Raw genomic sequence first — 13,781 nt, forward strand, 5'->3', positions numbered from 1 at the left:
GGGCGTTATGGCGCAAGAGCAAAGCATGTGGGGTTCCATTTGGGACGGCGTCCTAGAAACGGGCGGCGAGCTGATGACCGACGTCACCGACTTGGGCAAAGACTGGCTCGGCGTGAAGATTGAGAACGAAGCTCAACGCGTCGAATCCAGCAATCCAGATGAACAGCGAAAGCACAATAACGACTACCAACAACCCACGGGTGAGCCTGTGTACACCTCCGCGTTTGCGGGGGTGACCACCACGCACCTAATGATGGGAATGCTGTTCGTACTGTTGTTATTGGCGATGTTCTACGTCGCTAAGGGGAAGAAGTAATGCCGTTTATTCCATACCTGATTGCAGGTGCGGTGGGCGTATGGGCGGGCATCAAAGTTTCGGGCGGTTTTGACCGCATCGGATGGGTGCTCGGTCTGCTTCTGGTGTGTTATGTCCTGTACAAGAAAGGATTCAAATTATGATTGGTGGGCTTTTAGGCAATTCCGGCTCGATGCCAATTAGCGCCAACGGTGGTCCCGCGGTCAGCGGTGCCGATGGCGAATCAAGTGGCAGCCTATCGGTAGGCAATATCAATATGGGCGGGGGCAATTCCACCACGTTGATGATTCTTGTAGTGATTGTGATTGCGGCGGTGTTGCTATGGAAAAAGAAGTAATTGAAGTCGTGACGCAATCGAAACGTGCGCTTGGGGAACTCAAGCCCGCGTTTCGCGCTTGCCCTGATGCGTATGTTGAATTGTGCAAAGCGGTCAAGGATGGCCGCGTGAGTTTGTATCGCCTAATCAGCAATGAAAATGATCTCATCATTGCGGGTGAGCGTGATGGGGATAACTACTTTTTGTGGGGCGTCGCGGGTCGTGGTCTGCGTTCGGGCATCAAACAACTGGTTAATGTCGTTAAAGCGGCGGGGATGCAATCGCTATCTGCGGATACGGCGTTTCAAGGTGTGGCGCGTTTAGTGCGTTCAATTGGCGTGACCGCCAAGCAAGACGGCGACTTTATTCGTTTGGATTTGGGAGTGCAGTAAATGGGTAGTTCTAAATCAAAATCGAGTAATACCAGTAACACCACTAACGTCAGCGGTCAGAATGCCATTAGTGGCGATAACCTCGGTGTAGCGATTTCGGGGGTTAATAACTCGACCATCAACACCACTATGACCGACCACGGCGCAGTCAATGCCGCCATGGAGCTTGGCGAACAGGCCTTTGAGTTTGGTGGCGAGATGCTCAACAGCAATGAGCGCATTTCGCTTGAAGCGATGGACACCACGCACGACATTGCCGAAACCGCCATTGATGAAGTGGCCGACTTTGCGGGCGATTCCTTGGCGACCTATGCCTCAACCAACAGCGAAAACCTCGATATGTTGGCGGGACTGGCGGGCAACCAAGCGGCACAAAACTCGAAGAATCTACAAGCCATGATGGACTTGGCGAAATTCAAACAAGACGGCGGGCAAGTCGAAACAAGCAAGATGATGGTCGTTCTGGCAATCGTGCTTGTGTTGGTGCTTGGCTACGTAATGGTGAAGAAACGATGAACACGCAACTAATCGCGGGTCAAGCCATCCCGCTAACACCTGATGGTAATTGGCTGTATCTGAAAGCGGCGCAAGCTGAGATTGAAATCTATCGTGAATCGTCCGGTGAGCGCGTCACGCTTGGCAAGTCGTCGGTGTTTAACGTGGGCGAGGGTAAGCACCTTGGGCGTTTGCTTATCTCAAGTCGCACCGACAACCAGATTGAAATTCAATTTGGTTTTGGAACGTTTACGCCGCCTGTTGAGGGTCAAAGCGTCGTGGTTCAAGCACTGCCGAACGTGGTGATTGAACAGCAACCCGCGGTAGAAATTGCGCCCAATCAACAACTGGCAGTGAATCAGCTTCCCGCGGTTGAGTTGGCCGCCAATCAACAGTTGGGGGTGACAGCCTTACCGCCTGTTGAGTTCAAAGCGCCGCAACCCGTGAATGTTCAATCATTGCCATCGGTGGAAGTATCCGCACTGCCCGCGGTCACGCTCGAAGCTGCGCAAGTGGTCAAAGTTAACGAGCAAGTCAGTGGAAACCTCATCACCGAAGCGGTGAGCGTGTTCCCGCACAACATTGCGCAAAACGCCACACGCAAAGCCATCACGATTAAGGCCGCAAAAGCCAATAGCGCCTCGGTGTTTATTGATGCGTTTGAACTGGAAGCGGGCGAGCGTATCACCATTGAAAGCACGGCCGACATGACCTTAACAGGCACGGCGGGTGACGCCGTCACGACTATGGAGATTTAACGCATGGGACAAGTACGAGAAAACCTACCCAACGGTGACCCACGCAACAAAATTGAATACTTGGCCGATTGCATCGACGACGCCAAGGCCGCGAGTGCAGAGAGCGCAAGCGACGCACCGCAAAACCTATTGGTAAACCCTGAGTTATCGCATTCCGGTGTTGATTTGGCGATGGGTTCACCGCATCAATTGCGTTGGCTCACCAATGCCTACACCTACAAAGACCAAGCCGCGAACCAAATGCACCTTGGGCGCAGCTTTGGCCGTCCGGCTCCCGTAGGTTGGGGCGTCGAAGTCGTGCCGATTGATGGCGTGAGCGATTATCACAGCGTGGCGTACTCAAGCCTTGGCGGTGATATTGAGAAGTTCGACTACACGGCCAAAGCGTCCTATCTACTGGCGACAGGCTCAAACAGCCGAGTATTACATTTCAGTGTGTTCAGTGCGCCTTTTGACCGAGAGCTACGAGCACTCAACGATGAGGGCACCGCGTGGGTGCCGGAAAATCAATCGTATAGCTTGTTTTTCCGTGGTGAAAAGAACACCGCCGTGCGTTTTGGTTTGCTTGAACTTGATGCAAACGGCGATTTCGTCGGGTATGTGGCACAAGCGCAGATTCCTGCCGAAGCAGGGTTTAACCAGTTTTCACAAGCATGGTTGCACGGCATTAAGCTCCAAGCGGGCGGTTTGTACGCTTACTTTGTGGAGTCAGATACCAGTTTGGGCGAGTTCACCTCAAGCCCAGTCAGTGCGGGCGTATTTTTAAACCCTGATGAACTGGACATCATTCCAGACTTGACGCCAAGCGACACCGCCACACGCCGTTTTCGATTAACGGAGTCGTTTGGCGAATTCAGCAAAGCAGATGTTGAAGCGGGCGTCCACCTCAACGTGAGTAAGTTTTTGATGCCGTTTGGCATGGAAAAGCACCTTATCTTTGCGAGCTTAAAAGGCACGCCAGGATATTACACCGTGCAGAACTTGCCCGCCGAAGTGGTGAAAACCCGTTATGACCAAGTCAGTGTGCGCGGAGCGGTTGCTGATGCAACCACTGTCATCATGGCGTACTACTCGGAATCGCCTGTGCACTTGAATTACTTCAGCTCAGCCAACTATCAAGCGGTGTAGCTATGCCGCTATTTATCTTTGTCATCATACTCTTAGGGATGGGAGCCTTTACTATGACAACCTCAACCACATCAAGCGTTCGCGGGATTCGCATTCATAACCCGCTAAACATTCGCATTGCCTCTAATGCATGGAAAGGCAAGGTGACGCCGTCACGCGATAAAGCCTTTGAAACCTTTAAAGCGCCCGAATGGGGCTTTCGTGCCGGAGCCATTTTGCTGCGTAACTATCAGCTACGCCACGAACTGCACACGCTGACCGAAATCATTCACCGCTTTGCGCCACCAAACGAAAACCACACCGCCAACTATGCACGCTTTGTCGCGGGTCGCGTTGGCGTCGGTATGGATGAGCGCATTGATTTGGTGAACAACAAGCCGTTGCTGGTCGAAGTGCTTCACGCCATGAGCATCATAGAAGTGGGTCGCCATTACAGCAAACACACGGTGCTGAAAGGTGTCGAGTTAGCTTAAAGCGTCGTTGAAAACGTCATTGATAGCGTCATATGACGTTTAACTATATTAAGGAAAAAGTATGTTTGAACGTTCAACATTAAAAGGCTTTGCGTTATTGGGTTCGGTCATTGCTGCGGCGACGGGCTACGGCCATTTATTCAGCGTGGAATTGACCGATACGGGTGTCAATTTTGGCGGTGCGGTTGGCTTAGCGATTCCTGCCGTGATTGGTGCTTATGAAGCGTTACCGGACAAGTGGAAACCAAGCAAAAAAGTAGGGGGCTTGGATGGAGAGCGCCCTAGTTAACGCCTTATCTGGTCTGGGCTTTTCGTCTGAATCGCTCGTCCTGTTTGCTTTGATGGGTATGAACTTGAAATACCAGATTGCTATCAATAAGCAGTTAACCCAAGGGCTGCAAGAGGTACGAGAAAGTGTTTTGGTTCTAACGGCCACGCGCAACAATGAAAGCTAAGGCTTAAACCTTGCGAACTGGTTCGAAGCGTTACTAATGACGATTTACACAGCGAGTAGGGAGCCGATACTTTTGGCGGGTCGATTGACCTCGACAGGCTTCAAATGACGCCACCAAAGCAGAAGCCTAAAAAAGCCGAACCCTTAGCGATGGGGTTCGGCTTTTTTTATTTAGACAATCTTTTGAGAGATTTGATTCTTCAAGCTTTCTAAATTCTCATTACCGAAGTTTAGAGCCAAATCAATTAAAATATTCTCGTTATATTTGGCAAATCGCCCCGGCTTTGTTAAAACTCTAGCCAAGCATTGAAATATTTGCTTTCCACGAAGTTTCTTAGAGTATTCCTTTTTAATTTCTTCCACTAAATCAGGATCTGCTGGGGAATAGTTTATAGATGATAAAAAGTCGGAACACAAAGAGGTCGTATTAATAGGAACCACATTGTTTATATGAGTTCCCGTTTTTGCCTCTAATCCTTTCTTTAGCTGCTCAATTTCAAAAGAATACCAAATAGAAATTAAGTCAATCAAATGCCTATACTCGTCAACTTCACCTTCTGACATCAGTTTTTCTTTTATGTCACTCCTGTCATACAAGTCATTCTCCATACAATACCCGTTCGTAAATATAATATCTTCATACTCATCTGGAACTCCCATGTATAGGTAATTATCCTTGTCAGCAATAAAAACAATCTTTTTTTCTGACAAATTTAGCTCTTTAATTTCCCTAAAGACTTTAAATAATACATCTCTATCGCCACAAGCAATTATAGACAACAAAGGTTCATCAATAGCATTAATCAAGTTTCTATATACATGAATATCATCTTTACCTTCAACTAGAATAGTTGGAACATTTGTTCTTTTCAATGAAGCAACAATTTCATCTTTTGTTAATTGGGCTCTGGCCATTTAGTTGCCACCTATAATAACTTCTTTGTCTTCAAATAATGTATAAATGAATGGGGAGTGAGTAGCAATGATAAACTGGTTGTTACTCTTCTGACGAAGCATTAGACTCAATAACAATCTCTGCCAATCTATGTGAAGACTTAGCTCTGGTTCATCAATAAAGAATGGACAATTAGTATATACCATATTGTAGCAGAGGAAACTGAGCATCTGCTTCTCGCCTGAAGAGAGCGCATCTGAATCAATAGCATCAACCGAGCAACCCAAGGTAAAGTTTTCATTAAAATTAATACCTGAATGCTTGAATATCGTACTTACCAAATCCGACAGATAATTAATTGCCCCAAACGCTTCTTCACGCCGCTGCTTAAAAATTCTCACACTCTCGCTTATATACTCAAGGCTTTCATTAGCAGACAGAAAATCACTAATGGAATCTTTCTTTGCCATTACATCACGGTTCTCGGTAAGGGTAAGAATTTTATCTATCATTTCTTTTGTTAGCTTACCAGACTGGTCGTTCGCCTCAGAAAACAATTGAGAGATTAACGATTTTATGTCTTTAGTTGATACAGATGAGACGAACTTATGACCATCAACGGAGATTTCTTTTGAAATATCATCAAGAACACTTTCTATTGGAAAGCGATTTCTCAAATATTTGCTGTAATTAGTGTTTCCTGCATTGCTAGTAATTGTATACCCACCCTCGATTCGCCTAAAAGTAGGGAAGTATATCGAACGTTCTGATAGCGTGATTACCTTCTTATTCGCTTCGTTTGCAAGTTCTAACCTATCTTCAGTTACTTGTTTTGTATAAATTGTTTCACCATCCACTCCCTTGATAGACAAAGCAAACACAAACTTATTATTCTTCGCAATTATAGTATCGATTAAAAATGTATATTTGTTTGTTACTAACTTTAAACTTTCAAACCTAACTTCTTGAAGTAAGCGCTCAATGTTGCCACTTATTATGTACCAAACAGACTTAAGTACGGTTGTCTTGCCAACACCATTTGAACCAGTGATGATGTTAACATCATCGAAAAATTTGATATTTAATACTCTGTCAGTACCATGCAAACCATGAATTATTAGTGATTCTATTTTCATACATTAACTTATAAATAGCGTTAAAAAATAGCGTCATGATAGCATATAACACTATAGGCATGTAAATGATTAGCATATGTATGAGTGGTTATTTTTGTCGCGAGGGCAGCCAAGCAGCCGATTTCATTCGACGGCCGCCACGAAACGGCAGCAAATTTTCTTTCGCAGGATAAACCTTGGGGTATTCAAAGTGTCCGTACATTTCTACAAACTGACGATGTTCGTCACGCCAAAACACAAAACTTTCCAATTCTTTAGGGCTGAACTCACGACCGGATGGTGTGATTAACACAGCTCGTTGCTCACAAACTCGAAAACCTGACCAACGGATGTCATTAGGCAAATAGCCAAGTGACTTGATGAGTAGAAGCTTTTCCGCCATCGGATTCACCGGAACGGTGCCATCTAACCAACGAACAACCGTCGGCTTGGTAACGTGAAAAAACTCGGCGCCTTGCTTAAGGGTTTTAAATTCGCGCCAGAATAAAGTGCAGAATGATTCGTGAAACATGACAACGCTCGCAATTTGATGAACAGACTAAAATTATTTTTTTCTTGTTTTTTCGCCTTAACCGAACGCCTCATAATGTGGCGGTACGGGTTTTGGGCGAGTTTTGTAGATTGCGGGAAACAATCGTCAGTAATAGTACAAACGACTTAAACGTTTAAAACTCACAAAATTAAAATTTACGGCTTGGTTATCAGACACTTATGAAAGGCTTAATCAAAGAGTTAGACTTTGTTAACAAAACACCCCTTAGTGCGCATTATATGTGTTATGTTAAATTGTATGTCGTCGTACGCTAAATGCTGTCTGAGTATGCTCCTATTCCCCTGCAGATTTTAAATTTAAGGGCCTTACTGTGAGCATTAAACATAATCGTTATTTACCATAAAATAGCTAATATCGATCTATCAATCTACGATTGCTTGCCCTTCAATTAGCAACTTATAAAAAATGGCGTCTATTTCTTTAGACGCCATTTTTGTTTACTGGAAATATTAAATTAGCCACCGGCTAATTTGACTGTCATGCCTTTCTTTTCAAGATGTGCCTTGATCTTGTCTCTAGCATCACCTTGAATCTCGATATTGCCATCTTTTACAGAGCCACCACAGCCACAGACTTTTTTGAGTTCTGCCGCTAATAACTTTAAAGGTGCATCATCCAAGTCTAAACCTGTAACAATGCATACGCCTTTACCTTTACGGCCTTTCGTTTGGCGCTGAATCCGAACAACACCATCGCCTTTAGGGCGAGATACTTTTTCTTCTTCCGGTTTAATTCGACCGGTCTCTGTTGAATATACCAGAGTCATTCTATTGTTTCTTTTGTTGTTGAGCTTGCATCGCTTTTTGCTTTGCAACCAAATAAGCTTCGATATGGCGTTGAATAGCGGCTTTACTGCCCTTAATCAGTTTACCATTAAACATACAGTACCAAGAGTTAGGTTGGCCTGTATCGTTTTGAATAGTATAGCCGTTAAAGACCTCTGATTTTGCAACACCAGTTTGCTGCACTCTTTGCCCGAGTGAAGCAAACTCTTTGGGATCAATAATCGATGCGGTGTCACACCACCAATCAATGCTTTTCTTTACCGCCGTCAAACTGCCCTGTAAAACGTGGTTCTTGATTTTAACCTTCCAAACACTGCCATCTGATCCGACTGACTGCAGGTTAAAACCTCTATAATTTGAAATCGCCATACCACTGAGTCATCTGTTTAATGCGTTGATATAATCATAATTGCTACTGAGCAATATTCAAATACGGCTTGAATAATCCTTGCTCTAGAAAACAACTTGTATCATAAAACGCGTCTCGATAACGTTAATCACTTTGCACTGTTTATACAATCTTCCAAGAACTCATGAAATTTGTGCCCGTTGTTTTGAAGCATTTTAGGGAACATTGAGATCGGAGTCATTCCTGGAAATGTGTTTACTTCGTTTAAGTAAATCTCATCATCTTCCGTTAGGAAAAAGTCGATACGAGATAAATGACGAAGATTCATTTGTTTAAATACCGTCTCTGACGCGTGTTGGATGGAATCTAATTGTACTTGAGTTAGATTCTTCGCCTCAACTTCTGTGAGCGAGTGACTTGAACTGCTGTACTTTTCATCGTACGAGTAAAAAGCACCATCAGGCGCGATGACCTCGCCTGGCTTAGTGATATGTAGTTGGCCATTCATCTCATATGCAGCAACTTCAAGTTCTCGAGGTTTTACTGCTTTCTCAACCAACACTTGGTCAGAAAACCCAAAAGCATCATTTACTGCATTAGAAAGCTTGTCTTTTTCTGTGACACTGTAACAGCCAACGGAAGAGCCTTGGCGAGCGGCTTTAACAAAAACTTTTCCCCACTTTTCAAAGGCTTTATGAGCTTGAACGTGAGCTTCTTCATCGTTTCGCGTTAAGAATAAGTATGGCGTATTGGGTATGCCGATAGCGTCGTACCAAAGCTTAGATGTGATTTTATTGAAACTATTGCTACTCGCTTCTGGCCCGCAGCCAAGATAAGGAATACCTGCGATTTCAAACAGAGATTGAATGTCGCCTGTTTCGCCAGGAAAACCATGTATACAAGGCACGATGAAATCAATGGTTTGATTAGATTCACTTGAGCACAACTGCTTGGTATTGAGATCCAGGTAAACCAACTCACCTTGGTTGGTCATCCAACCTTCGTTTTTTATTTCTACGCGTGTAACGTGAACGTCTTCAATAAGATTTAGTTGTTGTTCGACAAAGTTTGCAGACAATAATGAAATCTCGTGCTCAGAAGAGCCACCGCCGCATAGTAAAAGAATATTTTTAATCATGAATCCATCTTTCCGTGACCTACAAAAGATACTATTTATTATGATAAACCTTTGAAGTGTGACGTACAGTAATTTTAATGTGAGGAATGTTGTTCGAATAGGATTTGAGCAAATAAATAAGGGAGCTATTCGCTCCCTTATTTTATGTGTTAATTTAATTTGTTAAGCGTTGGGTAAGCTGAGTTTTTGATTGCATCAATGCTTTTAACAAATGGCCTTAACTGCTGAAATTGAGCTGGCAAAGTCGAAATCGCTTGCTTGGCTTCTGCGCTTGTTGCGTAGTCTCCGTATAAAACTGAGAACCACTTAGTACCGTTTACAACTTTGTAGTTTTCCCAAATTGGCTGACCGTTCTGTGGCAGCTTATTTGCAAACTGATCGACTTTAGCTTGGCTACCCACAGCTGCGACTTGAATGGTATAGCCGAATCGTTGAATGCCAGCTTGCTTTTTACTTGGTGGTACGATCTTAACTGGCTTCGCCTGCTCTTTTGGCGTTAGCTTGACTACTTTCTTTTCTTCAGGCTTTGCCGTCATTTTCACAACAGTTGGTTGTACGTCTTTTTCTACTACAGCGTTTTCAGACGCCATAATTGGTTTAGAGATACGATCTGATTTGTAGTCCTCTCGGTAACTTTCTGAGGTCACATCCGTGATGTAAGTTTCAGATGCACAAGCAGAAAGCAGAACTGACAAGCCGATGATTGCGATTTTTTTCATGAAGTAACAAATGCTCTGGATAAATATTACGATAAATCATGCCGATAGCAGGGCCGTTTATCAAGCATCAAATACAATAATCTGTGATTTTGATGTGATGAATAACACAAACTCCATAAGCATCGTACACATTTTCTGCAATGTCTGGTCTGAAGATGTTTTATCAGTAAATTATTCGTTTATGATTGATATGAAACCGAGAAGCCAACGTGACTTACAAACGGCTAGGAGTCAGCATGAATAAACTAAATAAACTCTTTAAACCCAACTCTGTGGCCGTTATTGGGGCATCTCAAAAAGCATTGCGAGCAGGACATGTTGTGATGCGCAACCTTCTACAAAGTGGATTTGGTGGCGCGATTATGCCAGTAACGCCGCGATATAAAGCCGTATCTGGCGTGATCGCTTACCCTGATGTAGCTTCCCTGCCCTATACGCCAGATATTGCAATTTTGTGTACGAACGTTTCACGTAACGAGCAATTGCTTAAAGAGCTAGATGAGAGAGGCACACCGTTTGCGATTGTTATCTCTGATGACCCTAAGCCTTTAGATATCTCATCATTGAACATTCGAGTTTTAGGCCCAAACAGCTTAGGTATCATTCTTCCTTGGCACAATTTTAACTGCACGTTTTCCCCTGTCGCAGCTAAACCCGGAAAAATTGCTTTCATCTCACAATCCGCGGCGGTTTGTACCACGGTTTTAGACTGGGCAAATGATAAGAACATTGGTTTTTCTTCGTTCATTTCAATTGGGCGTGGACAGGATATCGATTTTGCAGATTTGCTCGACTATTTGAGTATGGATGGAAACACAGAAGCTATTCTGCTTTATGTTGATAATATCCAAGACGCTCGCCGATTTATGTCTGCTGCGCGAGCCGCTTCACGTAACCGACGTATATTGGTGCTAAAAGCGGGCCGCTCTAAAGAGATGAATACTTTTAAGCAGCAAGACGGAGATACACTTGACGTAATTTACGATTCTGCTATTCGCAGAACTGGTATGTTACGAGTCAGCAATACGCATGAGCTTTTTGCCGCGGTTGAAACACTCACGCATTCTGTGCCACTTCGTGGAGAGCGTTTAGCGATCATCACCAATGGCGGCGGCCCTGCTGTTATGTCCGTTGATACTTTGATTGAACGTGGTGGCCAACTCGCAACGCTTGATGACGCTTCCATTGAGCAATTACAAGCAGTACTTCCATCCAACTGGCGTGCTCGAAATCCAATTGATCTGTCTGGTGACGCAACCCAAAAACGCTATATTGATACCATTAACGCACTGATGAATAACGACTGTGCAGATGCGATATTGATTATGCATAGTCCTTCTGCTGTTTCTGATCCTCTTGAAACTGCTCAAGCCGTTATTAATGCAATCAAATCTCACCCTCGGCATAAGCATTTTAATATCTTGACCAACTGGTCAGGAGAACAAACGTCGAGAGAAGCGCGACTGGCCTTTACTCAAGCAGGCATTCCAACCTATAGAACACCTGAAAGTGCGGTTGTAGCATACATGCACTTGGTCGAATACAGACGAAACCAGAAACAACTAATGGAAACGCCAACGACGGCAGAGCCATTACATTCAGGAAGTGTGAGTTCAGCAAAAGAATGGGTAAACGAACGACTACTGGATAAAAACACAGTCCCCTTAGATACGCATCAAACTAGCCCATTATTTAAGCTGTTCGGGTTTAACGTTTTGCCGACGTGGATTGCATCTGACGACATTGAAGCCGTTCATATGGCAGAAAATATTGGATATCCTGTTGCGGTTAAATTGCGTTCTCCAGACATTCCTCATAAATCTGATGTTCACGGTGTCGCTCTAAATTTAAGAAACAGTCGAGAAGTTTCCAACGCAGCGCTATCCATTTTAGATACCGTAAAGCTCAGCTACCCTTCCGCCAATGTACATGGGCTGTTGGTACAAGGGATGGCAAAGCTCGGCAGCGCTGAAGAGCTACGGATTAGTATTGCAGTAGATAAAGTCTTTGGACCAGTGATCTTGCTTGGTCAAGGCGGCTCTGAGTGGAATATCGCCCAAGATGCCGTCGCTGCACTTCCTCCTTTGAACATGACGCTTGCGCGCTACCTTGTCGTTGTTGCCCTAAAGTCTGGAAAGATTCGCCTGCAGAAACACAAAGATGCGCTCGATATTACTGAGTTGTCGAAGTTCTTGGTTCGTATCTCCCAAATGGCAGTTGAGTTACCAGAAATACAAAAACTGGATATCCATCCAGTGCTAGTGTCCGGAAGCGATTTAACTATCCTTGATGCAGATGTCACACTGTGTAAGTACGAAGGAGACGCCCAAAAACGGCTAGCGATTCGCCCTTTCCCGGCAGAGTTTGTCGAAACGGTGACGCTTCGAGATGGCCAACCTATCCTGCTTCGCCCTATCTTGCCTGAGGATGAGCCGCTGCATGCTCAATTCATTAATAGCGTATCGAAAGAAGATCTCTATAAGCGTTTCTTTTCTGAAGTTGGAGAGTTCAACCATGAGGCTTTGGCAAACTTTACTCAAATAGACTACGACCGCGAAATGGCGTTTGTTGCGGTAGCGTTTAATACTGACGGACCGTCTATCATAGGGGTAGCCCGCGCATTGATTACACCAGACAATAGTGACGCTGAGTTTGCTATTTTGGTTCGTTCAGATTTGAAAGGAAAAGGTTTAGGCAAAGTGCTGATGCAGAAAATAATCAGCTATTGCAAAATTAAAGGCACAAAGCAAATGTCTGGAATGACCATGCCAACAAACAGAGGAATGTTGATGTTGGCTCAGAACTTGGGGTTTGAGATCGATGTCCAATTTGCAGACGGTACGGCAGATATGGTGCTCCCTTTAAATTGAAAAGCGCAGCATTAGCGATGACTTTTACTTCTTACATTCGATAATCAATGGGAATCTAAGAAGTAAAAGTTACGTTGTTACTTTAGTTTCCAATTCTTTTTTAAGTACTGAATACACCAGGATTTTGCCTCACCCATAGTGTTCCGGCGCCATGCCAAAATAATATCCATCGGCTGTTCTTCAGTGCCTTCGATTCGTTTCAATACACCACTATCAATAAGAGGTTGTGCAATTTGGCTTGGTAATGTACCAATGCCTAAACCTGCAGTTAGCGCTTCTACTTTTGCCGTAAAGTTGGTGACGGTCAAGCGAGGCTGTTTTTGAATGATATTAATTGAGAGCGCTGGTTGCTCACGTGCGGTATCTGCAATAGCAATAATCCGATACTTTTCTCGCGCTGCTTCATCAAACTTACCACTACGCTTGTGAACATAGTGATCAGCGGAAGCTACCCAATACATACTCATTTTACCAATTTTTTCTGACTTAACTTCTTGAGGAAGCGTATCCAGTGATGGGCAAATCAGTAAATCAGCTCTCCCCGTATTCAACGACTCCCAGCTACCAGCCAGAATCTCCTCTTGCAGCCTGACTCGAGTTGAGCTGACCTCGGCCAGCGCATCAACCATCGGGAAAAAGTTGGATATAGGAATAATGCCATCGAAGGCAATGGTAATATCCAGTTCCCAGCCATTCGCCAATAACGTTGCATCGTTCACTAACTTTTCACTGGCTTGTAAAATGGCTCTTCCTCTTTCAAGAATAAGCTTACCTGCTTCAGTAAAATGGGCTTTGTGACCAGAGCGATCGAAGATAATAATGTCTAAGTCTTGCTCGAGTTTCTGGATTTGATAGCTCAGCGATGACGGGGCTCTGTCTAACTCATTCGCAGCAGCAGCAAAACTCCCTCTTCGATCAATAGCATCTAGAATATGGAGTGCTTCTAACGTAATTGGACTCTGCACATGGCCTCTCTTAATGTGACATTCATCACATTCGTTGTA

At 44.4% G+C, this 13,781-nt stretch carries 19 protein-coding genes; 11 read left to right on the forward strand and 8 right to left on the reverse strand.

Features of this window, described 5'->3' with window-relative positions:
* Positions 1-7 precede the first annotated feature (7 nt).
* The 10 genes from J4N40_RS18325 to J4N40_RS18370 all read left to right on the forward strand — a co-directional run bounded on the left by J4N40_RS18325 (position 8) and on the right by J4N40_RS18370 (position 4,333).
* Positions 8-316 carry a hypothetical protein gene (locus J4N40_RS18325; RefSeq protein ID WP_025627790.1) on the forward strand — a complete coding sequence of 103 codons (309 nt, stop codon included), beginning with the start codon at positions 8-10 and terminating at the stop codon, positions 314-316.
* Positions 316-459: a hypothetical protein gene (locus J4N40_RS18330; RefSeq protein ID WP_017636141.1), complete on the forward strand. Its 144-nt coding sequence runs from the start codon at positions 316-318 to the stop codon at positions 457-459. Before J4N40_RS18325 ends, J4N40_RS18330 begins: the two co-directional genes overlap by 1 nt.
* The gene (locus J4N40_RS18335; protein WP_005457419.1) at positions 456-653 is read left to right on the forward strand and encodes a hypothetical protein; all 198 of its coding nucleotides are present in this window, start codon (positions 456-458) and stop codon (positions 651-653) included. Before J4N40_RS18330 ends, J4N40_RS18335 begins: the two co-directional genes overlap by 4 nt.
* Complete coding sequence (locus J4N40_RS18340; protein WP_031380915.1) at positions 638-1,024, forward strand: hypothetical protein; 387 nt, start codon at positions 638-640, stop codon at positions 1,022-1,024. The genes J4N40_RS18335 and J4N40_RS18340 overlap by 16 nt, the downstream gene beginning before the upstream one ends.
* A complete protein-coding gene (locus J4N40_RS18345; protein ID WP_029826361.1) occupies positions 1,025-1,540 on the forward strand; it encodes a hypothetical protein in 516 nt (171 codons plus the stop codon).
* Positions 1,537-2,277: a hypothetical protein gene (locus tag J4N40_RS18350; protein WP_169628974.1), complete on the forward strand. Its 741-nt coding sequence runs from the start codon at positions 1,537-1,539 to the stop codon at positions 2,275-2,277. The genes J4N40_RS18345 and J4N40_RS18350 overlap by 4 nt, the downstream gene beginning before the upstream one ends.
* A 3-nt stretch (positions 2,278-2,280) precedes the next feature.
* Complete coding sequence (locus tag J4N40_RS18355; RefSeq protein WP_062730602.1) at positions 2,281-3,405, forward strand: TasA family protein; 1,125 nt, start codon at positions 2,281-2,283, stop codon at positions 3,403-3,405.
* Between the two features lie 2 nt (positions 3,406-3,407).
* Positions 3,408-3,878 (forward strand): structural protein, encoded by a 471-nt coding sequence (locus J4N40_RS18360; protein WP_250654640.1) that lies wholly within the window; start codon positions 3,408-3,410, stop codon positions 3,876-3,878.
* A gap of 61 nt (positions 3,879-3,939) precedes the next feature.
* Positions 3,940-4,167 (forward strand): hypothetical protein, encoded by a 228-nt coding sequence (locus J4N40_RS18365; RefSeq protein WP_025625168.1) that lies wholly within the window; start codon positions 3,940-3,942, stop codon positions 4,165-4,167.
* The gene (locus J4N40_RS18370) at positions 4,148-4,333 is read left to right on the forward strand and encodes a hypothetical protein (protein ID WP_025543506.1); all 186 of its coding nucleotides are present in this window, start codon (positions 4,148-4,150) and stop codon (positions 4,331-4,333) included. The genes J4N40_RS18365 and J4N40_RS18370 overlap by 20 nt, the downstream gene beginning before the upstream one ends.
* 170 nt (positions 4,334-4,503) lie before the next feature.
* Here the strand turns inward: J4N40_RS18370 and J4N40_RS18375 are convergent, their stop codons facing one another.
* From J4N40_RS18375 to J4N40_RS18405, 7 genes are all read right to left on the reverse strand, one after another.
* Positions 4,504-5,247, reverse strand: a complete 744-nt coding sequence (locus J4N40_RS18375) for a DUF4435 domain-containing protein (RefSeq protein ID WP_238975290.1) — start codon at positions 5,245-5,247, stop codon at positions 4,504-4,506.
* Entirely contained in the window at positions 5,248-6,363 is a 1,116-nt protein-coding gene (locus tag J4N40_RS18380; protein WP_169629165.1) for an AAA family ATPase, read from the reverse strand.
* An 88-nt stretch (positions 6,364-6,451) separates the two neighbouring features.
* On the reverse strand, positions 6,452-6,874 hold the full coding sequence (locus J4N40_RS18385) for a phage protein (RefSeq protein WP_069495727.1): 423 nt from the start codon (positions 6,872-6,874) through the stop codon (positions 6,452-6,454).
* Positions 6,875-7,370: 496 nt separating this feature from the next.
* Positions 7,371-7,682 (reverse strand): stress response translation initiation inhibitor YciH, encoded by a 312-nt coding sequence (gene yciH / locus J4N40_RS18390; protein WP_005376292.1) that lies wholly within the window; start codon positions 7,680-7,682, stop codon positions 7,371-7,373.
* Position 7,683: 1 nt separating this feature from the next.
* Positions 7,684-8,070: a DUF3319 domain-containing protein gene (locus J4N40_RS18395; protein ID WP_005376294.1), complete on the reverse strand. Its 387-nt coding sequence runs from the start codon at positions 8,068-8,070 to the stop codon at positions 7,684-7,686.
* Positions 8,071-8,198: 128 nt separating this feature from the next.
* Entirely contained in the window at positions 8,199-9,188 is a 990-nt protein-coding gene (locus J4N40_RS18400) for a D-alanine--D-alanine ligase (RefSeq protein ID WP_017821896.1), read from the reverse strand.
* A gap of 149 nt (positions 9,189-9,337) precedes the next feature.
* Positions 9,338-9,907, reverse strand: a complete 570-nt coding sequence (locus J4N40_RS18405; protein ID WP_005390018.1) for an SPOR domain-containing protein — start codon at positions 9,905-9,907, stop codon at positions 9,338-9,340.
* Between the two features lie 236 nt (positions 9,908-10,143).
* On the opposite strand from J4N40_RS18405, the gene J4N40_RS18410 reads away from it, so the two are divergent.
* Positions 10,144-12,777 (forward strand): bifunctional acetate--CoA ligase family protein/GNAT family N-acetyltransferase, encoded by a 2,634-nt coding sequence (locus J4N40_RS18410; RefSeq protein ID WP_250654641.1) that lies wholly within the window; start codon positions 10,144-10,146, stop codon positions 12,775-12,777.
* 77 nt (positions 12,778-12,854) lie between these two features.
* Here the strand turns inward: J4N40_RS18410 and J4N40_RS18415 are convergent, their stop codons facing one another.
* Positions 12,855-13,742, reverse strand: a complete 888-nt coding sequence (locus tag J4N40_RS18415; RefSeq protein ID WP_017634152.1) for a LysR family transcriptional regulator — start codon at positions 13,740-13,742, stop codon at positions 12,855-12,857.
* Positions 13,743-13,781: the final 39 nt, after the last annotated feature.

It is taken from the genome of Vibrio sp. SCSIO 43097, from assembly GCF_023650755.1.
GTDB classification, from domain to species: domain Bacteria; phylum Pseudomonadota; class Gammaproteobacteria; order Enterobacterales; family Vibrionaceae; genus Vibrio; species Vibrio alginolyticus.